At 60.4% G+C, this 21,606-nt stretch carries 16 protein-coding genes; 8 read left to right on the plus strand and 8 right to left on the minus strand.

The genetic code is table 11. From position 1 onward, the window contains the following. Position 1 precedes the first annotated feature (1 nt). On the minus strand, positions 2–1,426 hold the full coding sequence (gene ccoN / locus TK42_RS03960; RefSeq protein ID WP_005790268.1) for a cytochrome-c oxidase, cbb3-type subunit I: 1,425 nt from the start codon (positions 1,424–1,426) through the stop codon (positions 2–4). 79 nt (positions 1,427–1,505) lie between these two features. Between ccoN and TK42_RS03965 the strand changes: the two genes are divergently transcribed. Then, positions 1,506–2,198, plus strand: coding sequence for an alpha/beta family hydrolase (locus TK42_RS03965; protein WP_032879967.1), 693 nt, complete (start codon positions 1,506–1,508; stop codon positions 2,196–2,198). 102 nt (positions 2,199–2,300) lie between these two features. Here the strand turns inward: TK42_RS03965 and TK42_RS03970 are convergent, their stop codons facing one another. Continuing rightward, positions 2,301–3,866: a PAS domain-containing methyl-accepting chemotaxis protein gene (locus TK42_RS03970; protein WP_103733646.1), complete on the minus strand. Its 1,566-nt coding sequence runs from the start codon at positions 3,864–3,866 to the stop codon at positions 2,301–2,303. Between the two features lie 151 nt (positions 3,867–4,017). Continuing rightward, complete coding sequence (locus TK42_RS03975; protein WP_078822027.1) at positions 4,018–4,809, minus strand: CPBP family intramembrane glutamic endopeptidase; 792 nt, start codon at positions 4,807–4,809, stop codon at positions 4,018–4,020. Between the two features lie 421 nt (positions 4,810–5,230). Between TK42_RS03975 and TK42_RS03980 the strand changes: the two genes are divergently transcribed. Then, a complete protein-coding gene (locus tag TK42_RS03980; RefSeq protein WP_103733647.1) occupies positions 5,231–6,091 on the plus strand; it encodes a DMT family transporter in 861 nt (286 codons plus the stop codon). 89 nt (positions 6,092–6,180) lie between these two features. Here the strand turns inward: TK42_RS03980 and TK42_RS03985 are convergent, their stop codons facing one another. Continuing rightward, positions 6,181–7,065 carry a DMT family transporter gene (locus TK42_RS03985; protein ID WP_032879973.1) on the minus strand — a complete coding sequence of 295 codons (885 nt, stop codon included), beginning with the start codon at positions 7,063–7,065 and terminating at the stop codon, positions 6,181–6,183. A 153-nt stretch (positions 7,066–7,218) separates the two neighbouring features. Between TK42_RS03985 and aceK the strand changes: the two genes are divergently transcribed. The 5 genes from aceK to TK42_RS04010 all read left to right on the plus strand — a co-directional run bounded on the left by aceK (position 7,219) and on the right by TK42_RS04010 (position 15,357). Beyond that, positions 7,219–8,928 carry a bifunctional isocitrate dehydrogenase kinase/phosphatase gene (gene aceK, locus TK42_RS03990; RefSeq protein ID WP_103733648.1) on the plus strand — a complete coding sequence of 570 codons (1,710 nt, stop codon included), beginning with the start codon at positions 7,219–7,221 and terminating at the stop codon, positions 8,926–8,928. 178 nt (positions 8,929–9,106) lie between these two features. Next, on the plus strand, positions 9,107–13,018 hold the full coding sequence (gene hrpA, locus TK42_RS03995; RefSeq protein WP_103733649.1) for an ATP-dependent RNA helicase HrpA: 3,912 nt from the start codon (positions 9,107–9,109) through the stop codon (positions 13,016–13,018). A gap of 252 nt (positions 13,019–13,270) precedes the next feature. Then, positions 13,271–14,392 carry a beta-ketoacyl-ACP synthase III gene (locus tag TK42_RS04000; RefSeq protein ID WP_005790250.1) on the plus strand — a complete coding sequence of 374 codons (1,122 nt, stop codon included), beginning with the start codon at positions 13,271–13,273 and terminating at the stop codon, positions 14,390–14,392. A 123-nt stretch (positions 14,393–14,515) separates the two neighbouring features. Next, the gene (locus TK42_RS04005) at positions 14,516–15,130 is read left to right on the plus strand and encodes an RNA polymerase sigma factor (RefSeq protein ID WP_005790248.1); all 615 of its coding nucleotides are present in this window, start codon (positions 14,516–14,518) and stop codon (positions 15,128–15,130) included. Next, complete coding sequence (locus TK42_RS04010; protein ID WP_032879977.1) at positions 15,124–15,357, plus strand: zf-HC2 domain-containing protein; 234 nt, start codon at positions 15,124–15,126, stop codon at positions 15,355–15,357. The genes TK42_RS04005 and TK42_RS04010 overlap by 7 nt, the downstream gene beginning before the upstream one ends. A 35-nt stretch (positions 15,358–15,392) precedes the next feature. On the opposite strand, the gene TK42_RS04015 is transcribed toward TK42_RS04010, so the two are convergent. Then, positions 15,393–16,715, minus strand: a complete 1,323-nt coding sequence (locus TK42_RS04015; protein WP_005790244.1) for a putative porin — start codon at positions 16,713–16,715, stop codon at positions 15,393–15,395. 284 nt (positions 16,716–16,999) lie between these two features. On the opposite strand from TK42_RS04015, the gene TK42_RS04020 reads away from it, so the two are divergent. After that, complete coding sequence (locus TK42_RS04020) at positions 17,000–18,133, plus strand: GNAT family N-acetyltransferase (RefSeq protein ID WP_103733650.1); 1,134 nt, start codon at positions 17,000–17,002, stop codon at positions 18,131–18,133. A gap of 118 nt (positions 18,134–18,251) precedes the next feature. Here TK42_RS04020 and aqpZ read toward each other — a convergent pair whose 3' ends face one another. From aqpZ to TK42_RS04035, 3 genes are all read right to left on the minus strand, one after another. Continuing rightward, on the minus strand, positions 18,252–18,953 hold the full coding sequence (gene aqpZ / locus TK42_RS04025) for an aquaporin Z (RefSeq protein ID WP_005790241.1): 702 nt from the start codon (positions 18,951–18,953) through the stop codon (positions 18,252–18,254). A 174-nt stretch (positions 18,954–19,127) separates the two neighbouring features. Continuing rightward, complete coding sequence (locus TK42_RS04030; protein ID WP_032879980.1) at positions 19,128–20,960, minus strand: ABC transporter ATP-binding protein; 1,833 nt, start codon at positions 20,958–20,960, stop codon at positions 19,128–19,130. An 82-nt stretch (positions 20,961–21,042) separates the two neighbouring features. Continuing rightward, positions 21,043–21,606, minus strand: a complete 564-nt coding sequence (locus tag TK42_RS04035) for a peptidylprolyl isomerase (RefSeq protein WP_078822021.1) — start codon at positions 21,604–21,606, stop codon at positions 21,043–21,045.

The following is a 21,606-nucleotide window of genomic DNA, read 5'->3' on the forward strand; positions in this document are numbered from 1 at the left end:
CTCAGGCCATCTGCGCTGCGGCGCTGATTTCGGCTGGCTGCGCCGAACGCACGGTGCGCCATGTGTTGTAAGCCATCAGCAACATGCCGGTGAGGAAGATCGCACCGCCCACCAGCCGCACGATGAAGCCAGGGTGGCTGGCCACCAGGGTTTCGACGAAGGAGTAGGTCAAGGTGCCGTCTTCGTTGACCGCACGCCACATCAGGCCCTGGGCGATGCCGTTGACCCACATCGAGGCGATGTAGAGCACGGTGCCGATGGTGGCCAGCCAGAAGTGCGCGTTTATCAGGCCGAGGCTGTACATCTGCTCGCGACCGAAGACTTTCGGGATCATGTGGTACAGCGCGCCGATGGAGATCATCGCCACCCAGCCCAGCGCCCCGGCGTGTACGTGGCCGATGGTCCAGTCGGTGTAGTGGGAAAGAGCGTTGACGGTCTTGATCGCCATCATCGGACCTTCGAATGTCGACATGCCGTAGAAGGCCAGGGACACAACGAGGAAGCGCAGGATCGGGTCGCTGCGCAACTTATGCCAGGCACCCGAGAGGGTCATCATGCCGTTGATCATGCCGCCCCAGCTTGGCGCCAGCAGCACCAGTGACATCACCATGCCCAGGGACTGCGCCCAGTCCGGCAAGGCGGTGTAGTGCAAGTGGTGAGGGCCGGCCCAGATGTACAGGGTGATCAGCGCCCAGAAGTGCACGATCGACAAGCGATAGGAATACACCGGACGCTCGGCCTGCTTGGGTACGAAGTAGTACATCATCCCCAGGAAGCCTGCGGTGAGGAAAAAGCCTACCGCGTTGTGCCCATACCACCATTGCACCATGGCATCCGTCGCACCGCCGTACAGCGAGTAGGACTTGGTCAGGCTGACCGGGATTTCCAGGTTATTGACGATATGCAGGATGGCCACGGTGATGATGAACGCACCGAAGAACCAGTTACCGACGTAGATGTGCTTGGTCTTGCGCTTCATGATCGTGCCGAAGAACACGATGGCATAGGCGACCCATACGATGGTGATCAGGATATCGATCGGCCATTCCAGCTCGGCGTATTCCTTGGAACTGGTGTAGCCCAGCGGCAGGCTGATTGCGGCCAGCAAAATTACCAGCTGCCAGCCCCAGAAGCAGAACGCGGCCACTTTTGGTGCGAACAGCTGAGTCTGGCAGGTGCGTTGTACCGAGTAGAAGGAGCTGGCGAACAGCGCGCAGCCACCGAAGGCGAAAATCACCGCATTGGTGTGCAACGGGCGCAGGCGGCCGAAGCTGGTCCAGGGTAAATCGAAGTTGAGCGCAGGCCAAACCAATTGGGCGGCGAGAAAAACCCCGAGCCCCATGCCGACGATGCCCCACACCACCGTCATAATGGCGAATTGGCGGACCACCTTGTAGTTATAGGCGGTACTTAAAGTAGTGTTCATGGTTCCCCATCCACGGTTCAACCCAAGCAAGTGCGGCACTTGGGCTGGAGTTATAGGCAGACTAAAAAGCGAGGCAAGCATGGGCAAAGAGCACAAGGCCAGTATTGACGGGGATCAATGGGCGCAGTGTGTGCGCGAACGCGGCTGGCTGTGGGATGTCGCCACGGGCACGGCTTCGGGCGAGCCGGTCACGCTGATCCTGGCCCACGGCGCCGGGGCACCGATGGACTCGGCGTTCATGAACGACATGGCGGCACGCCTTGCCGGGCATGGCGTGAACGTGGTGCGCTTCGAGTTCCCGTACATGGCCCAGCGCCGTATGGATGGCGGCAAGCGCCCGCCGAATCCGGCGCCGAAACTGCTGGAGTGCTGGCGCGAGGTGTATGGCGAGGTGCGACGTCATGTCGCTGGGAAACTGGCAGTTGGCGGCAAGTCCATGGGTGGGCGGATGGCCAGTTTACTGGCCGATGAACTGGGCGCCGATGGGTTGGTGTGCCTGGGCTATCCGTTCTATGCGGTGGGCAAGCCAGAGAAACCCCGGGTGGAGCACTTGGCTGCGCTTACGACGCCAACGTTGATTGTGCAGGGCGAGCGTGATGCCTTGGGCAATCGGGCAGCGGTGCAGGATTATGAGTTGTCAGAGAGTATTGAAGTGATGTGGTTGGTGGCGGGCGATCATGACTTGAAGCCGTTGAAGGCTTCGGGGTTCAGCCATGAGCAGCACTTGGAGGCGGCGGCGGTGCAGGTGGCTGAGTTTCTCAGGGCCTGTTAGGGCCCTATCGGGGGCAAGCCAGCTCCCACATTGGACTGGGTTCACCTATTTCTATCGGTGAATACCGTCCAGTGTGGGAGCTGGCTTGCCTGCGATAGCGGTTTATCGGTTAAAACGCTCCACCAGCGAGTACTGGGTATTGGCGGTATGCGTCAACTCCTCACTCAACTGCGCCGAGTTCATCGCCTGCTCTGAAGTTTGATCTGCCAACAGCGCGATGGTGCTGATATTGCGGCTGATCTCCTCGGCCACGGCGCTTTGCTCTTCGGTAGCAGCGGCAATCTGGGTGGTCATGTCGGTGATATTGGCCACCGCCTCACTGATGCCCACCAACGCCTGATCCGCTTCCATCACCCGCGCTACACCCTCTTCAGCCTGGCGATGCCCGGCGTCCATGGTTTGCACAGCCGCAGCCGCCGTGTGTTGCAGCTTGGCGATCAGGGTATGGATCTGCCCGGTGGATTCGGCCGTACGCTGCGCCAGTTGGCGCACTTCATCGGCGACCACCGCAAATCCACGGCCCATCTCACCGGCACGCGCGGCTTCGATAGCGGCATTGAGCGCCAGCAGGTTGGTCTGGTCGGCGATGCCTTTGATCACATCGACCACGCCGCCGATTTCATCGCTGTCCTTGGCCAGTTGAGTGACGGTCACACCCGTCTCGCCCACCGCAACCGACAGCCGCTGAATCGCCTCGCGGGTTTCCCCGGCGATATCGCGGCCGCGACCGGTCAGGCGGTTGGCTTCCTGGGTGGCATCGGCGGTGCGCTGCACATGGCTGGCGACTTCCTGGGTGGTCGCGGCCATCTGGTTGACGGCGGTGGCCACCTGTTCGGTTTCCACGCGCTGACGTTCCAGGCCGCTGGAGCTGCTGTGCGCCAGGGTGTTGGACTGCGCCGCTTGGTCGTTGAGGTGCTCGGCGGTGTCCTGCAGACGGGTCAGGCAGGTCTTCAGGCGCGCTTCCTGGCTGAGGATCGACATTTCCAGTCGGGCCTGGGCGCCACGGCTGTCGGTGTACATCTGCGCGATCAACGGATCGGAGGTGGTCTGCTCGGCCAGCCGCAGCAAGCGCTTGAGGCCGCGCTGCTGCCAGCTCAGGCCCAGCAGGCCCAACGGCACCGATAGCACCGCAGCCAGGGCAAAGCCCCACTGGGAGGTGAGGGTGGCGCCGATCATGAAGCTCAGTTGGCTGACCAGGATAAACGGCAGCCAGTCCTGTAGCACCGGCAGCCATTTGTCGCGCTGGGGGATGGCCGACTTGCCCTGGTTGATGCGTTGATAGAGCGCCTCGGCCCGGCGGATCTGCTCGGCGGTGGGCTTGATGCGCACCGATTCGTAGCCGATCACCTGGTTGCCGTCGAACACCGGAGTCACATAGGCGTTAACCCAGTAATGGTCACCGGTCTTGCAGCGATTCTTGACAATGCCCATCCATGGCAAGCCTTGTTTGAGCGTGGACCACATGTGCGCGAACACGGCCGAGGGCACATCCGGGTGGCGCACCAGGTTGTGCGGGGCACGGATCAGTTCGTCGCGGGTGAACCCACTGATTTCGACAAACGCGTCGTTGCAGTAGGTAATGACACCCTTGGCATCTGTGGTGGAGATCAACCGTTGCTGAGCGGGGAAGGTACGTTCGCGCTGGGTAACGGGTTGGTTATTACGCATGATTGTTCAATCCGCAAGGCTTTCAGGGGGTATCGGCCATGGCGGGCATTTATTTAACTTATTTTTGCAACAATTCTGGGAGCAGTGGGCTGGCTGTGGTGAGGGAGCAAGCTCCCTCGCCACAACAACTCGCTCCTACAGCAAGAAAGGCTCAGCCGGCCAGCATCGGGTAGGTGAACAGCCCGAAGTGCAGCAGATTCAAGCCAAAGTGCGTGGCAATCGCTGCGCCGAGCCCGCCAAAGCGATACGCCAGGCCGTAACCGACCCCGGCAATACTCGCCAGCATTACCCATTGCCAACCCGCACCAAAATGCGCCAGGCCGAATAACAGCGAAGCCAGCAGCAGCGCGAGGTTCTCGCCGTAGGGCAGGTGTTTGAAACGCTGGCTCAGGCCGCCCTGAACATAGCCACGAAACAGCGCTTCTTCCACCAGCGTCACCAGCAGCAGGTTATTGAGTACCCACAGCCATGCCTGGTCCGGCCATTTGGGGGCCCAACTGATCATCCCCATCAGGGCCGCGCCACCCAGGGCTGCGATGGCGGTCAGGGTCAGTGCCAAAGCGGTGACGCAGATCGACAGGCGCAATGAGCGTCGCGCCACAATCCATGGGCAGGCCAGCAACAGCCAGAAGCCGATCAGGGGTTTGTCCTGGTTCAGGTACATCGAGAAGGGCACTGAGTCCGGGGTAAAACGCTGGGGTGCAATACCTCGGCCATTGTAGAAACCCGGCAGCCAGTGCATCGCTAGCCCCAGGGCCAGGACGATAAACAAGCCGTGGCCCAGGTAGCGTGCCCAAGGAGTGCGTTGCTGGCGTACGGCGTAGCCGGCCACCAGCAACAGCGCCACTGACACCGCCGCCAGTATGCCCAGTTGGCCGTAGATCAAGGCCGTGACATAGCCAATGCAAAGTAGTGTGAGGTACAGCCAGGGCAGAGCAATCATGTGAAATCCTTAACAAAAACCGGGCGGCATTATAGCGAGAGGTCTGGTTCGGGGGCATGAAAATGCCTCTACGTACAAGGTAAGGGGGAAAGGATTGCAAAGTATGTTTGCGGCTGGTTATAGTCGTCGCGTCTTTCTCCCTTCAAAAAGATCAGCACATGCCAGCTTCCCAGCGCTTAGCGGTAGTCGATTCAGCGGTCAACGCTGTGGTCGTGCCGTGCGGCGCAAAGCAGCCTGCGCAGATCAGTCACTACCCCCCACCTGTCAGTAGCACGCCGGTGTACGCAGTCGTATCACCGCCGGGCGTTGGCATTTCGGGCTGATCAGCTGTTTGCTGTTGCCCTGTGCCTGCCTGAAAAAAACCTACTGAAATTCAGTCCTTACTGAATCGGCTTTTTTGCCTGATAACAGGTGGTAACTCATGTCTGTTCTTTCGAAACAATCCGTGGCCGCGGCGGCCTCGACGAGCTTGTTTGTCTTGCTGTGGAGCAGCGGGGCGATCTTCTCCAAGTTGGGCCTGGCCCATGCTTCGCCCTTTGCCTTTCTGCTGATCCGCTTTGCCATCGCCCTGGTGGGGTTGGTGGTGCTGGTGCCGATCCTCAAGTTGAAGCTGCCACGTCCCGGCAAGCCCATGCTGTATGCGGCGGCGACGGGCCTGGTGTTGTTGGGGGCCTACCAGATTTTCTATCTGCTGGCCCTGGACCTCAAAGTCACCCCCGGGGTGATGGCGACCATCATGGGCGTCCAGCCGATCCTCACCGTGGTGCTGATGGAGCGTCAGCGCTCGTTACGCCGGCTGTTCGGCCTGGGGTTGGGCCTGGCCGGGTTGATCATGGTGGTGTACCAGGGCATCGGGCTGGCGGGCATGTCCCTGGCCGGGATGCTGTTCGGGCTGCTGGCGCTGGCGAGCATGACGTTTGGCTCGATCATGCAAAAGCGCATCACCGACAACCCCTTGGGCACGTTGCCGTTGCAATACCTGGCCGGGATGCTGTTGTGTGCGGTGTTCGTGCCGTTCCAGCCCTTCCATTTCGAGCACAGTTGGGGCTTTTACCTGCCGGTGCTGTGGATGGGATTGGTGGTGTCAGTGCTGGCGACGCTGTTGCTGTATAGGCTGATCGCCCGCGGCAACCTGGTGAATGTCACCAGTTTGTTCTATCTGATGCCAGCGGTGACCGCGGTAATGGACTACCTGATCTTCGGCAATCGCCTTGCGCTGTTAAGCGTGCTGGGAATGGCGTTGATCATCGTCGGCTTGGTGTTTGTATTCCGTAAACACTAAAACCTATCCCTGTAGGAGCAAAGCTTGCTGTGGCGAGCAAGCTTGCTTGCGCTGGGGGGCGAAGCACCCCCAGGAGCAAGGGCGCGCTCCTATAGTTTTTGCGGGCGCAGTACCAACCACAACGCCCCGGCAATCAGCACCCCGCCATACAGGTGAGCCATGGACAGCGGCTCATCCAACAGCAACGCCCCCCACAGCACGCCGAACGGCGGAATCATAAAGGTCACGGTCATCGACTTGACCGGGCCAATGGATGACAGCAGGCGGAAGTACAAAATGTAGGCGAACGCCGTACACACCAGCCCCAAGCCCAGCAGCGACGCCCACACCTGCCAGCCGCCCCAACTTGCCGGTGGATGGCTGATGGCGCTGTAGGCAAAGAGCGGCAATAGAAACAAGGTAGCGCCGAGCATACTGCCCAAGGCCGACAGGCGACTGTCCAGCCCGCCGCGCTGATCCAGCCAGCGTCGTGCCAGGAAACCGGCAAAACCGTAGCAGGTGGTCGCCAGCAGGCACGCCAACGCGCCCATCAACAATTGCAAATCAAAGGCCACTGGCCCCGCGCGCGTGAGCACGGCGACGCCAAACAGCCCCAAGGCAACGCCCGCTATTTTCGACGGTGTCAGGCGCTCGCTGAAAAACAACCCGCCAATCAGCACGCCCATCAGCGGCGTAGTGGCGTTGAAAATCGCCGAATAACCCGCCGGCAGTACCTGCGCTGCCACTGAATACATGGTCGCCGGAATCCCGGAGTTGATCACCCCCAACAGCAAAACGGTCTTGAACTTGCCCTGGAAATCCCAGCTCACGCGCAGCATCGCCAGGATCACCAGCAACCCGGCGGCGGCAATCGACACGCGGAAAAACGCAGTCGGCACTGTGCCGATTTCCGGCGCAATGATGCGCATGAACAGGAAACTCGCGCCCCAGATGGCAGCCAGTCCCAGCAAGTAGAGGGTGTCAACAGGTCTCACGGAAAACTCCTACGCCAATCAGGCGGGGAGTGTTGCCCAGTGCTCAGGCCGACACAATCGCTAACTACGACGGCCCCTTAAAAATCCTCCTTCTCCTGCCAGCGTTCACTGGCTAAGCTCTGAGCTTCCCGCTACCCGTTCGAGGTTTCCCGCATGTCGCAGCCCGCCCTCGCTATCGCCCGGATGATCCTCGACGGTTTCGACGATTACCGTGAGCACTTTCGCCAGATCACCGATGGGGCCCGCGAGCGTTTCGAGAAGGCCCAGTGGCAGCAAGGGCAGGCGGCGTCTGCGGCACGCATCAACCTGTATGAAGAGAAAGTTGCCGAGGTCACTGCCCGCCTGCGCGCCGGTTTCGAAGCGAGTGCGTTGCAGGACATCGAGCTGTGGCCCCTGGTGAAAAGCGCTTATATCGGCCTGATCGACCTGCGCTTTGACGATGAGTTGTCCGAGACCTGGTACAACTCGATCTTCTGCGGCCTGTTCAGCCATGACCTGATCAGCGACGGCTGCATGTTCATCCACACCACCCGGCCGAGCCTGCGCCGGGCGCGGGCGGCGCAAACCCGGGTCTACACGCCGGCCGGTAAAATATCAGACATGCTGGCGCAGATTTTCTCTGACTACAGCTTCAGCGAGCCTTACGCCGACCTTCCTGCCGACCTGCGTCGCCTCGAAGCCCAGCTGCGGGAAAACCTGCCGGATTGGGTGTGCAAGGACCCGGACCTCAAGGTCGAGCTGTTTTCCTCCGTGCTCTACCGCAACAAAGGCGCCTATCTCGTGGGGCGCATTTATACCCGCGACGAACAGTGGCCGTTGGTCATCCCGTTGCTGCACCGCGAAGGGCGCGGCATCCAGATCGATGCGTTGATCACCGACGAAGCCGACGTGTCGATCATCTTTTCGTTCACCCGCTCCTATTTCATGGTCGACGTGCCGGTGCCTGCCGAATTCATCGGTTTTCTCAAGCGCATCCTGCCGGGCAAGCACATTGCCGAGCTGTACACCTCCATTGGTTTCTACAAGCACGGCAAGTCCGAATTCTACCGCGCACTCATCAACCACCTGGCCACCACCGACGATCAGTTCATCATGGCCCCCGGCGTGCGCGGCATGGTCATGAGCGTGTTCACGCTGCCGGGATTCAACACCGTGTTCAAGATCATCAAGGATCGCTTTTCACCGTCGAAAAACGTCAACCGCGCCACGGTGATCGAGAAGTACCGGCTGGTTAAGAGTGTCGACCGGGTAGGGCGCATGGCCGACACCCAGGAATTCGCCGACTTCCGTTTCCCCTTGAGCAAGTTCGAGCCCGAGTGCCTGGCCGAGCTGCTGGAAGTCGCGGCCGGCACGGTCGAAGTGGAAGGCGACAGCGTGCTGATCCGCCACTGCTGGACCGAGCGGCGCATGACCCCGCTCAACCTCTACCTCGACAACGCCAACCCCGCCCAGGTGCGCGAAGCCCTGGAAGACTACGGCCTGGCAATCAAGCAACTGGCGGCGGCGAATATCTTCCCTGGCGACATGCTGCTGAAAAACTTCGGCGTCACCCGTCATGGCCGCGTGGTGTTCTACGACTACGATGAAATCTGCTTTCTGACCGAAGCCAACTTCCGCCATATTCCCGCACCGCGCACCCCCGAGGACGAAATGGCCTCAGAGCCCTGGTACTCCATCGGCCCGCTGGACGTATTCCCCGAAGAGTTCCCGCCGTTCCTGTTTGCCGACGCCGGGCAACGCAGGTTGTTCGATGAGCTGCATGGCGAGCTGTACAACGCCGATTACTGGAAGGGCCTGCAGGACGCGATTCGCGCCGGCAAGGTTATCGACGTATTCCCCTATCGCCGAAAAGACCCGCTATAACGCTTTCTCTTGTGGGAGGGGGCTTGCTCCCGATGACGGTGAATCAGTCAACACCTTCATTGGCTGACCCACCTTCATCGGGAGCAAGCCCCCTCCCACATGTTTGACCTGCCAGATAAGTCGATTTTCTGCCACACTTGCCGGCCGCGCATAACATAGATGACCGTCGAAGTAGCTGATGACTGACCAAGCACCCACCATCGACCAACTGCTCAAAACCCTCGATCACGCCATGCTCGCCGACCGCCACCGCTTGCGCCGGCAGTTGCTTGAGCTGCGCAAGAAACCCGATGAGGACAAGCTGGCGCAGTGGGTGGCGCGGATGCAGGCATCCTGTGCCCAGGTCACGGCGCGGCGCGCCAGCCTGCCGGTGATTCGCTACGACGACAGCCTGCCGATTGCCGCCAAGCGCGATGAGATCAAGGACGCGCTGCTCAAACACCAGGTGTTGATCATTGCCGGCGAGACCGGCTCGGGCAAGACCACCCAGTTGCCGAAAATCTGCCTGGAAATCGGCCGCGGCCAGTACGGCCTGATCGGCCACACCCAGCCGCGCCGGATCGCAGCGCGCAGCGTCGCCAGCCGTGTCGCTGAAGAGCTGGCCACGCCATTGGGCGCCTTGGTCGGCTATCAGGTGCGTTTCGAAGACCAGAGTGATTCCAACACCCTGATCAAACTGATGACCGACGGCATCCTGCTGGCCGAAACCCAGAACGACCGTTATCTGGAACGCTACGACACGATCATCGTCGACGAAGCCCATGAACGCAGCCTGAACATCGACTTCCTGCTCGGCTACCTCAAGACCCTGCTGCCGCGTCGCCCTGACCTGAAAGTCATCATCACCTCGGCGACCATCGACCTGGAGCGCTTTTCCAAGCACTTCGACGATGCGCCGATTGTCGAGGTCTCGGGCCGTACTTTCCCGGTGGACACCTGGTATCGCCCACTGACCCTGGAACAGGACGAAGAGGGCAACCGCGTCGAGGATGACTTGACCGTCGACCAGGCGATCCTCGCCACCCTCGATGAAATCGCCGCCTATGAGCGCAGCGAGCGACGCAGCCCCGGCGATGTGCTGGTGTTTCTGCCCGGAGAGCGCGAGATTCGTGATGCCGCCGACATGCTGCGCAAGGCCCAGCTCAAGCACACCGAGATTTTGCCGTTGTACGCACGGCTGTCACCGGCCGAGCAACAGCGCATTTTCCAATCCCACCCAGGCCGGCGCGTGGTACTGGCGACCAACGTTGCGGAAACCTCGCTGACGGTGCCGGGCATTCGCTATGTGATCGACAGCGGCACGGCGCGCATCAGCCGCTACAGCTACCGCGCCAAGGTGCAGCGCCTGCCGATCGAGGCGATCTCCCAGGCCAGCGCCAACCAGCGTAAAGGCCGTTGCGGCCGGGTTGAGCCGGGCATTTGCGTGCGCCTGTACAGCGAAGAAGATTTTATCGGGCGCCCGGAATTCACCGACCCGGAAATCCTGCGTACCAACCTCGCCGCCGTGATCCTGCAGATGCTGCACCTGCGCCTGGGCGAAATCACCGATTTCCCGTTTATCGAACCGCCAGATGGCAAGGCGATCAGCGACGGTTTCAACCTGCTGCAGGAACTCTCGGCGGTGGACCGTAACAGCCAGCTCACGCCGTTGGGCCGCCAGCTTGCACGCTTGCCAGTGGACCCGCGCATGGGCCGCATGTTGCTCGAAGCCGCCAAGCTCGGCAGCCTGCAGGAAGTGCTGATCGTCGCCAGCGCCATGTCGATCCAGGACCCGCGCGAGCGCCCGCCGGAGCGCCAACAAGCGGCCGACCAGGCCCACGCACAATGGAAAGACCCGGATTCGGACTTCGCCGGGCTGGTCAATTTGTGGCGCGGGTTTGAAGAGCAGCGCCAGGAACTGACCGCCAGCCCGTTGCGTAACTGGTGTCGCAAGAACTTCCTCAACTACCTGCGCCTGCGCGAGTGGCGCGACTCCCATCGCCAGTTGAGCCTGATCTGCCGCGACATGCAGCTGAACATCAATAAAGAGCCGGCGGACTTCCCCAAACTGCACAAGGCGGTGCTGTCCGGCCTGCTCAGCCAGATCGGCCAGAAGACCGAAGACGGCGATTACCTCGGTGCGCGGCAGCGGCGTTTCTGGATCCATCCCTCGTCCGGCATCGGCAAGAAGCGCCCGCAATGGCTGATGACCGCCGAACTGGTGGAAACCACCAAGCTCTATGCGCGCATGGTGGCGAAGATCGATGCCGACTGGATCGAGCCGCTGGCCGGGCACCTGATCAAGAAAAACCACTTCGAACCCCATTGGGAGAAGAAGCGCGGCCAGGTGGTGGCGTTTGAGCAGATCACCCTCTTCGGGCTGATTGTGGTCGGGCGTCGGCCGGTGCATTACGGGCCGATTGACCCGGTGGTGTCTCGCGAGTTGTTTATTCGTGAGGGCCTGGTGCGCGGCGAGATTCAATCCCGGGCCAAGTGCCTGGCGGCCAACCAGCTATTGCTGGAGCAGCTCGACGAACTGGAGGCAAAGGCACGCCGCCGCGACATCCTCGCCGACGAAGAAACCCTCTACGCGTTCTACGATGCGCGCCTGCCAGCGGAGATTCACCAGACCGCCACGTTCGACAGCTGGTACAAGGTCAACAGCCAGAAAGACCCGCAACTGCTGATCATGCGCGAAGAAGATGTGCTGGCCCGCGAGGCCAGTGAGGTTACCGCTGCGCATTATCCGGACACCTTGCACCTGGGTGACCTGGCGTTGGCCTTGAGCTACCACTTCGAACCCAACCACCCTCGCGATGGCGTCACCCTGCGTGTACCTGCGCCGTTGCTGCCGGCGTTGCCGGCCGAGCGCCTGGAGTGGCTGGTGCCGGGCGTGATCGAAGCCAAATGCATCGCGTTGGTACGCAACCTGCCCAAGGCATTGCGCAAGAACTTCGTGCCGGTGCCGGACTTCGTCAAGGCGGCGCTGCAACGCATCGAATTCGGCCAGGGCTCGCTGCCCCAGGCGCTGGGGCGCGAGTTGCTGCGCATGACCGGTGCGCGGGTCAGCGATGAAGCCTGGGCCGAAGCGGCGCAGCAGGTAGAAAGCCACCTGAAGATGAACCTGGAAGTGGTCGACGGCCAAGGCAAGTTCCTTGGCGAAGGTCGCGACCTGGCCGAACTGACCGCACGTTTTGCAGAGGCCAGCCAGGCCGCGTTGGCCGTACCGCAAACCGCAAAAAGCCAACAGCCGGTAGAAGCCAAGGTGTTCGCGGCGGTGGCTGAAAAGACCCAGCAAAACATCGCCGGCCTGTCGATGACGGTGTACCCGGCGCTGGTGGAAGAGAACGGCACGGTCAAGGAAGGGCGTTTCTCCACCGCCGCCGAAGCCGAGTTCCAGCATCGCCGCGCGTTGCAGCGCCTGCTGATGCAACAACTGGCGGAACCGGCGAAATTCCTGCGCGGCAAATTGCCGGGCCTGACCGAGCTGGGCTTGATGTACCGCGAACTGGGGCGTATTGACGCGTTGGTGGAAGACATTCTGCTGGCCAGCCTCGACACCTGTGTACTTGATGGCGAAGACAGCCTGCCGCGTGATGGCGCGGGCCTGGCTGCCCTGGCCGAGCGCAAGCGTGGCGGTTGGACCGAACACGCCGAGCGCCTGGCACGCCTGACCCTGGAGGTGCTGAAACTCTGGCACGGCCTGCAAAAGCGCTTCAAAGGCAAGATCGACCTGGCCCAGGCGGTGGCCTTGAATGATATCAAGCAGCAACTGAGCAACCTGGTGTACCCAGGTTTTGTGCGCGAAACCCCGGCGCAATGGTTCAAGGAGCTGCCGCGCTATCTCAAGGCTATTGAACTGCGCCTGGAAAAACTGCCGAGCCAGGTGCAAAAGGACCGCGTGTGGAGCAGCGAATTGGGCGGCCTGTGGGCTCAATACCAGAACCGCTTGAACAAACACGCCCAGGAAGGCAAGCGTGACCCACAGTTGGAGCTGTACCGCTGGTGGCTGGAGGAATACCGGGTGTCGTTGTTTGCCCAGCAGTTGGGCACCAAGGTACCGATTTCCGATAAACGCTTGAGCAAGCAGTGGAGCCAGGTAGAGCCCTGAACCTTTCCGGGTTTCCCGATCCGGGCAGGGCCAAATGTGGGAGGGAGCAAGTCGAATCGTCGCACCGCCCCTCCCACATTCAAGGTGTTTGTCTGGCCTATAGCGCCAAATCTCCAGGGTTGTGGCAAACTTCGCGGTTACAAGATTGAATAAAGCGTCGCCAGTTTGATGCCTGCTGGACGGAATCAAACGACTTTAAGTTTGGTACGACGGTACCAATATCTTCTGCCTGACAGATTTAGAGGAACGACCGTGCATAACGTCGTCATCAGCGGCACTGGCCTGTACACCCCGGCCAACAGCATCTCCAACGAAGAGCTGGTGCAGTCTTTCAATGCCTATGTGCAACAGTTCAACGCAGACAACGCCGCCGCCATCGAGCGTGGCGAGGTGCAGGCGCTGACGGAGTCGAGCGCGGCATTCATCGAAAAGGCATCCGGCATCAAGAGCCGTTTTGTGATGGACAAGGACGGCATCCTCGATCCGCAGCGCATGGCGCCACGCCTGCCCGAGCGTAGCAACGACGAATGGTCGGTGCTCTGCCAGATGGCGGTCGGTGCCGCCGAACAAGCCCTGCAACGCGCCGGCAAGACCGCCGCCGACATTGATGGCGTGATCGTTGCCTGTTCCAACCTGCAACGTGCCTACCCGGCGATTGCCATTGAAGTCCAGGAAGCCTTGGGTATCCAGGGCTTCGGTTTTGACATGAACGTGGCGTGTTCTTCGGCCACCTTCGGCATCCAGAACGCGGCCAACAGCATCCAGTTGGGCCAGGCCCGGGCGATCTTGATGGTCAACCCGGAAGTCTGCACCGGCCACCTGAACTTCCGCGATCGCGACAGCCACTTCATCTTCGGTGACGCCGCCACTGCGGTGATCCTGGAACGCGCTGACCTGGCGACGTCCGAGCACCAGTTCGATGTGGTGAGTACAAAGCTGCTGACCAAGTTCTCCAACAACATCCGCAACAATTTCGGCTTCCTCAACCGCACGGCGGAAGAAGGTGTCGGTGCCCCCGACAAGCTGTTCGTGCAGGAAGGCCGCAAGGTGTTTCGCGATGTCTGCCCGATGGTGGCCGAATTGATCGGCGCGCACCTGGCGGAAAATCAGTTGAGTGTGACCGATGTGAAGCGCTTCTGGCTGCACCAGGCCAACCTGAGCATGAACCACCTGATCGTGAAAAAGCTGCTGGGGCGCGACGCGTCGGTGGAAGAAGCGCCAGTGATCCTCGATACTTACGCCAATACCAGCTCGGCCGGCTCGGTGATTGCGTTTCACACTTACCAGGATGACTTGCCCAAGGGCTCGGTTGCCGTACTCAGCTCCTTTGGCGCCGGGTATTCGATTGGCAGTGTGATCCTGCGCAAACGCTGATTGTGTGGGGGCTGGCTTGCGTGCGATGGCATCACTGTGGTGTGACTGATACACCGAGGTGTCTGCATCGCAGGCAAGCCAGCTCCCACAGGACCGGGTGTGCACTTTTAAATAGAGGTTTGAATGGCAGCAGCGGACGACGCGCACCTGCTTGAACGCCTGCTCAAGGGTGAGCAGCGGGCCTACAAGGAATTGGTCACCACTTACCAGAGCGCAATGCGGGCGGTGGCCTACGCCATCGTCGGTCAGCGCCACGCCGACGAAATCGTGCAAGACGCCTGGGTTTCGGTCGTACGCAACCTGGCCAGATTCGAAGGGCGATCGAGCCTCAAGACATGGTTATTGACCATTACCGCCAACGCCGCCAAGGGACGTTACAAACAGAATCGTCGGGAAGTGCTGCTCGACGATTTGCCTTCGCCCCACGGCACCATTGGTGATGATCGCTTCAGCCCGGATGATGGCCATTGGGCTGTCGCCCCGTATGCCTGGCACCAGGACACCCCTGAAGCGCTGCTGACCGAAGATGAACTGCGCAAATGCCTGGAGCATACGATTCTGAGTTTGTCCGAACTGCAAAGCAGCGTGCTGGTGTTGCGTGAACGCCAGGGTCTGGAACTGGAGGAAATCTGTAATCTTCTGAGCCTTTCGCTCTCCAACGTTCGTGTGCTCCTGCATCGAGCACGGCTTAAAGTCTTTGCTACGGTGGAGCATTTTGAGGAGACGGGCGAATGTTGACCTGTAAAGAGCAAGTAGCGCGCTCCAGTGACTATCTGGATGGTCAATTGACCTTCCGTGAACGTCTGATGGTGCGTCATCACTTGATGTTCTGCCCGAACTGCCGACGGTTTATCCGGCAGATGCGCCTGTTGCAGGCGACGCTCAAGCGTATGCCGCAGGAGCCGGTGGACGGTGCTGATGCGCTGGCTGAACAGATGGCAGCCGAGCGCCGTAAGGATATGTAAGAGCGAGCTCACCAAGCTCGCTCCTACAGTAACGGTTAGAACTTGGCTTCAGCATCCAGCTGCAGGGTGTTGGTGTTGGCATCCCGCTGGGTACGGCTGGCGTAGTCCGCCTTGGTCAGGAAGTAGGTGGCGCCCAGGGCGAAGTTCTTGTCGATGTCGTAGCTGACCTTCATCTTGTGGCCGCGCGAACCGGTGGTACCGTTGGCGAAGTCCGAATCGGTGAACGCGCCTACGACGGCATTACGCTGAACATCGCGGTAGTTGTAGTCCAGGTTGAAACCGAACACCTTGGACTTGGCACCCAGCAACCACGCGGTGTCCTGGTCGGTCACGGCATCGTTGTTTTTCACGTATTGGCCGTAGAACGACAGTGGCACTGCCAAGCCGCCGATGTCTGCCTGGGCAAAGCCTTCGTACAGGCGGAACTCGTTGTTGGCTGAGTTGCCGTTGACCGCCAACGCGCAAGGTGTGGTAGTGGTTGTGCAGCGGCTGTCCTCGTCATTTTTGTAGGCGTAGACGCTGCCGCCCAGGGTCATTTTCAGGTTGTCGGTGACCGAGAAACGCGTACCCAACTGGCCGGACGTCAGGCGCAGGTCGTGGCGGAACTGCACGCCGTCGCCGTCGACGTTGTCCTTGAGGTTGTAGTTACCCAGGCTGCCGAACAGTTCGGCGCTGCTGCCCAGTGGGTATTTGTAGGTGACGGCCAGGCCTTCAGGGTTGATATCGCTATCCCAGATCACGTCGCCCATGTTTACCCAAGGCTGAAGCATCTTGCCGCCGATCACGTGCAGGTTCTTGATCTGGTCCGGGTGGTAGTCGATGTAACCGAGGTCCAGCCAGATCGATTTTTTATCGAAGTAGCCGTCCTGATCCTGGTTGGTAGAACGCGCATCGTCACCACCGCCGGTGGCGATACGGATACCGGTGTCCACCTGCGGGTTGATTTCGGTGTAGGCACCCAGGCGGGCGCGGATACGTTGACGGTCTTTGTCACGCCCACCGTTGTTGGGTTCGCCATCGATCTTGATGGTTTCCTGGCGGAAGCGTACATCACCCTTGAATTGAGTCTTGGCGGCCCAGGCCAGCTTTTGGTCGAAGCTGCTCAGCTCGTTGGTTTTTTTCGCAGTGGCTGCGATCTGCTCGTTGGTCTCTTGTTGAGCTTGGCGTGCGATCTGCTGTTCTTTCTGGTCCTTGGCCAGTTCCGCTTGCAGTTCGGTGTACTGCGACGCGGTGATCTGGCCGTTGGCCTTGAGCATGTCGAGCAATTTAGCGTCGACTGCAGCGCTGGCCGGTACGCTCAGGGCCAGCAACAGGCCGCCACACAGGAGCGCCGCAGTTTTAGTGGAAGCAAGACGCATATCAATCTCCGAAAGTGAGGAGGGATGGCAAACCATCCAGGACACAACCGACCCATGACGGACGGAAAAAATGTCGCCCGGTAGATCCGGACGCTCTAAAAACTGGCGTCAGTATCGCGGCCGTTTATGACGGAGTAGTGGCTAAGTGATTTCATGTAGATGACAGCTTGTAACGGGAAGGAACTAACGCTTGGGCGTTCTGTCGGCGCGTTTTGCAGATGTACGCCAGGCTGCGATAAGCGATACTGCCCAGGCTTTCATGCCGCGAAACAATGAGGATGTCGATGCCACTGCAACGCCTGGACAGCCTGTCCGCAATCGCTGCTCACACTTGGGATGCCCTGGTGCCGCAGGCCCAGCCTTTTGTGCGGCATGGGTTTTTGAGCGCGCTGGAAGACAGCGCCAGCCTGGGCCCGCAAACAGGCTGGCAGCCGGAACATCTGCTGCATTGGGAAGGCCCGCGTTTGGTGGCGGCATTACCCAGTTACCGCAAGTGGCACTCCTATGGCGAGTACGTGTTCGACCATGGCTGGGCCGACGCCTGCGAGCGTGCCGGGATTGATTACTACCCGAAGCTGCTGACAGCCGTGCCGTTCAGTCCGGTCAGCGGGCCGCGTTTATTGGCCGCCAGTGCCGAAGACGGCTTTGAGTTGCTCAAAAGTTTGCCGGGTTACCTGGAAATCGAAGGGCTCTCCAGCGCCCATATCAATTTCACCGACGCTTTGGCCGACGACGCCTTGGCCCGGCAGCCCGACTGGATGCAACGCCTGGGCTGCCAGTTTCATTGGCAGAACCGTGGCTATCGCGACTTCCAGGACTTCCTTGATGCCTTGAGTTCACGCAAGCGCAAGCAGATGCGCAAAGAGCGTGAACAAGTGGCCGGGCAGGGCATCGAGTTCGAGTGGCTGCAAGGTCATCAATTGAGCGAGGCCCAATGGGATTTTGTTTATGCCTGCTATGCCAACACCTATGCGGTGCGCCGCCAAGCGCCCTATCTGACACGGGCGTTTTTCAGCCTGTTGGCCGAACGTATGCCCGAGGCGATCCGCGTGGTGCTGGCCAAGCAAGGCCCGCGTCCGGTGGCCATGGCGTTCAGCTTGATCGGTGGCGACAGCTTCTACGGCCGCTACTGGGGCTGCCTGGGGGAGTTCGACCGGCTGCATTTCGAAACCTGTTTCTACCAGGGCATGGACTACGCCATCGCCCACGGCCTGCAACGCTTCGATGCGGGGGCCCAGGGCGAGCACAAATTGATTCGCGGGTTTGAGCCGGTGATCACGCGGTCCTGGCACTACCTGCGCCATCCGGGGCTCAAGAGTGCCGTGCACGACTTTCTTGAACGTGAACGGGTGGGGATTCTGGCGTATGCCGAAGAGGCGAGGGCGGCTTTGCCTTATCGGCAACCTGACAGCAAGTGAAACACCTTGTAGGAGCGAGCTTGCTCGCGAAGAACGCTTAGGCGAAGCGGGCTGCATCTGGAAGCCTGCGTCATCGTTGACGTTTTTCGCGAGCAAGCTCGCTCCTAGAGGGGTTTGGTCAGGCAGGCTTTTCTGCGCCCAACCATCGGTACGTAATGCCACCGATCACCGCGCCCAGGATCGGCGCAAGCCAGAACAGCCACAACTGTTCGAGCGCCCAGCCGCCGACAATCAACGCGGGCCCCGTGCTGCGGGCCGGGTTGACCGAGGTGTTGGTGACCGGGATCGAGATCAGGTGGATCAGCGTCAGCCCCAGGCCAATGGCGATGGGGGCAAAGCCCGCGGGGGCACGGCGGTCGGTAGCGCCCAGGATGATCAGCACGAACATCGCCGTCATCACCAGCTCACAGACCAATCCTGCTGCCATCGAGTAACCACCGGGTGAGTGTTCTCCATAGCCGTTGGAGGCCAGGCCACTCGCCAGTTCAAAGCCGGGTTTGCCGCTGGCAATAAAGTACAGCAGCGCAGCGGCGATGGTGGCACCGATCACCTGAGACACGATGTAGGCTGGCAACTCTCTGGCCGGAAATCTTCCGCCCACTACCAGCCCCACCGAAACGGCCGGGTTGAGGTGACAGCCGCTGATGTGCCCGATGGCAAACGCCATGGTCAGCACTGTGAGCCCGAAGGCCAGGGCCACGCCGAGCAGGCCGATTCCGACATTGGGGAACGCTGCGGCCAGCACCGCACTCCCGCAACCGCCCAACACCAGCCAAAACGTACCCAGCCCTTCCGTTACGGAACGTTTGAACAGTGACATGAACACTTCCTTAGATTGCTCTATCTGATTAACGGTCTGTGAAGCTTCCCTGCCGCCTAAATCAGGGCCCTCCTGGGGCCTGATTGCAGTACAGCAGGATTGTGTCGCAAGACCAGTTCGATAGAGAAAACTGTCAGAATTGTTCGGAATTGCCCGGGCACCTATCCAATGAAATCAGTCTATTCCGACGAATCCACCGGTCTGGTGCTGCCATAACCGCGAATAAAGCCCGCCCTGCGCCAGCAACTCGGCATGGCTGCCGCTTTCGGCAATCTGGCCTTTCTCCAGCACTACCAAGCGGTCCATTCGTGCGATGGTCGACAACCGGTGGGCGATCGCAATCACGGTCTTGCCCTGCATCAGAGTTTCCAGGCTCTCCTGGATTGCCGCTTCCACTTCCGAGTCCAATGCCGAGGTGGCTTCGTCCATGATCAGGATCGGTGCGTCCTTGAGCAGCACGCGGGCGATGGCGATACGTTGACGTTGACCGCCAGAGAGTTTCACCCCGCGCTCACCGACATGGGCGTCCAGCCCGGTGCGGCCCTCGGAATCCGACAACAGCGGGATGAACTCATCGGCGCGAGCCTTGTGCACCGCAGCCCAGAGTTCTTCCTCAGTTGCGTCGGGCTTGCCATACAGCAGGTTGTCACGGATTGAACGGTGCAGAAGCGATGTGTCCTGGGTGATCATGCCGATCTGTGCACGCAGGCTTTCCTGGGCCACTTCGGCGATGTTCTGGCCGTCGATCAGGATGCGGCCGCCTTGCAGGTCGTAGAGGCGCAGCAGCAGGTTGACCAGGGTCGACTTGCCCGCGCCGGACGGGCCGATCAAACCGATCTTTTCCCCGGCCTTGATGTTGAGGTTGAGGCCGCCAATGATCCCGCTCTTCTTGCCGTAGTGGAAATCCACCTGCTCAAAGTGCACTTGGGCATTGGGGACTTTCAGGCGCGGGGCGTTTTCACGGTCGGTCACGGCCAGTGGCTGGGCGATGGTTTTCAGGCCGTCCTGCACGATGCCGATATTTTCGAAGATGCCATTGACCACCCACATGATCCAACCGGACATGTTGACGATGCGGATAACCAAGCCAGTGGCCAAGGCAATCGCACCGACGGAAATCAGCGACTGCGTCCACAACCACAGGGCCAGGCCGGTGGTGGTCACAATCAGCAGGCCGTTCAAGATACAGATCACGGTGTCCATGCTGGTGAGCACACGGGCGGCCAGTTGGGTTTTTTCGGTCTGCTCGATGATCGCTTGCTTGGCGTATTCCTGTTCATTCTGCGTATGGGCGAACAGCTTCAAGGTGGTGATATTGGTATAGCCGTCGACAATTCGGCCCATCAATTTGGAGCGCGCCTCCGAGGAAATCACCGAGCGCTCCTTCACGCGCGGTACGAAGTAACGCAGGGCCAGGCTGTAGCAGATGATCCAGGTGATCAGCGGGATCATCAGCCGCCAGTCGGCCTCGGCAAACAGCACCAGGGCACTGATGGCATAGATCGATACGTGCCAGATGGCTTCTGCCGTCGCCACTGCCGAATCACGCAAGGAGTTGCCGGTTTGCATGATCCGCTGGGCGATGCGCCCGGCGAAATCGTTCTGGAAAAAGTTCAGGCTCTGCTTGAGCACGTAGCTGTGGTTCTGCCAGCGAATCAGGCTGGTCATGCCTGGGTTGATGGTCTGGTGCACCAGCAAGTCATGCAGGCCGTTGAAAACCGGGCGCAGCAGCAGGGCGACCACGGCCATCCAGATCAGCTCGGCGCTGTGGATCTGGAAGAAATTCGCCGGTGGTGTGCCCTGGGCCAGGTCGATGATGCGGCTCAGATAGCTGAACAGCGCCACTTCGATAAGCGCACCGACCAGCCCCACCACCAACAGTGCGGCGAAGCAGGGCCAGACCTGGCGCAGGTAATAGAGATAGAAGGGCAGGACTTTTTCGGGAGGGGCCGCGCTGGGAGCGTCGCGGAAAATATCGATCAGTTGTTCAAAGCGACGATAGAGCATTGGGTTTGACGCCCGCCGGGCGGGCTCTCCTTTCAAATGCGCGCGGTGCCGTGTGGGCACCACGCGAAGCTACCTGCAGACCTCAGTCGATGCGCTTGGCCGACTTGATCAACACAGGATCGATTGGCACGTTCTGCATGCCTTGTTTGGTGGTGGTCTGGGAGTTGACGATGATGTCGACCACATCCATGCCCTTGACCACTTTGGCGAACACGGCGTAACCGGCATCGCGGCCCGGGTCGAGGAAGGCATTGTCGGCTACGTTGATGAAGAACTGGCTGGTGGCCGAGTTCGGGTCATTGGTGCGGGCCATCGACAGCGTGCCGCGCACGTTATGCAGGCCATTGCTGGCTTCGTTCTTGATCGGTGCTTCAGTCGGTTTTTGCGACATCTGCTGGGTGAACCCGCCGCCCTGGACCATGAAGCCCGGGATCACGCGGTGGAAAATCGTGTTGGTATAGAAACCCTTGTCGACATAGGTGAGGAAGTTCTTGGTGCTGATCGGCGCCTTGACCGGGTCCAGTTCGATTTCAATGTCGCCATTGGTGGTGGAGATCAATACGTGGGGCGCCTTGGCCGGTTCGGCCGCCATCAGGTTGGCAGCGAACAAAACAGAACCGGCAAAGAAGGCGATTTTTTTCAGCAT

Source organism: Pseudomonas sp. GZJR-8 (assembly GCF_002916705.1).
In the GTDB taxonomy this organism is placed as follows: Bacteria; Pseudomonadota; Gammaproteobacteria; order Pseudomonadales; family Pseudomonadaceae; genus Aquipseudomonas; species Aquipseudomonas synxantha_A.

Coding starts and splice junctions, on each gene's coding strand:
- TK42_RS04035 (WP_078822021.1), bottom strand. CDS start 21,606: ATGCTGAAAAAAATCGCCTTCTTTGCCGGTTCTGTTTTGTTCGCTGCC.
- TK42_RS03980 (WP_103733647.1), top strand. CDS start 5,231: ATGTCTGTTCTTTCGAAACAATCCGTGGCCGCGGCGGCCTCGACGAGC.
- aceK (WP_103733648.1), top strand. CDS start 7,219: ATGTCGCAGCCCGCCCTCGCTATCGCCCGGATGATCCTCGACGGTTTC.
- TK42_RS03965 (WP_032879967.1), top strand. CDS start 1,506: ATGGGCAAAGAGCACAAGGCCAGTATTGACGGGGATCAATGGGCGCAG.
- hrpA (WP_103733649.1), top strand. CDS start 9,107: ATGACTGACCAAGCACCCACCATCGACCAACTGCTCAAAACCCTCGAT.
- TK42_RS04015 (WP_005790244.1), bottom strand. CDS start 16,715: ATGCGTCTTGCTTCCACTAAAACTGCGGCGCTCCTGTGTGGCGGCCTG.
- TK42_RS04010 (WP_032879977.1), top strand. CDS start 15,124: ATGTTGACCTGTAAAGAGCAAGTAGCGCGCTCCAGTGACTATCTGGAT.
- ccoN (WP_005790268.1), bottom strand. CDS start 1,426: ATGAACACTACTTTAAGTACCGCCTATAACTACAAGGTGGTCCGCCAA.
- TK42_RS04030 (WP_032879980.1), bottom strand. CDS start 20,960: ATGCTCTATCGTCGCTTTGAACAACTGATCGATATTTTCCGCGACGCT.
- TK42_RS04005 (WP_005790248.1), top strand. CDS start 14,516: ATGGCAGCAGCGGACGACGCGCACCTGCTTGAACGCCTGCTCAAGGGT.
- TK42_RS03975 (WP_078822027.1), bottom strand. CDS start 4,809: ATGATTGCTCTGCCCTGGCTGTACCTCACACTACTTTGCATTGGCTAT.
- TK42_RS03970 (WP_103733646.1), bottom strand. CDS start 3,866: ATGCGTAATAACCAACCCGTTACCCAGCGCGAACGTACCTTCCCCGCT.
- TK42_RS04020 (WP_103733650.1), top strand. CDS start 17,000: ATGCCACTGCAACGCCTGGACAGCCTGTCCGCAATCGCTGCTCACACT.
- aqpZ (WP_005790241.1), bottom strand. CDS start 18,953: ATGTCACTGTTCAAACGTTCCGTAACGGAAGGGCTGGGTACGTTTTGG.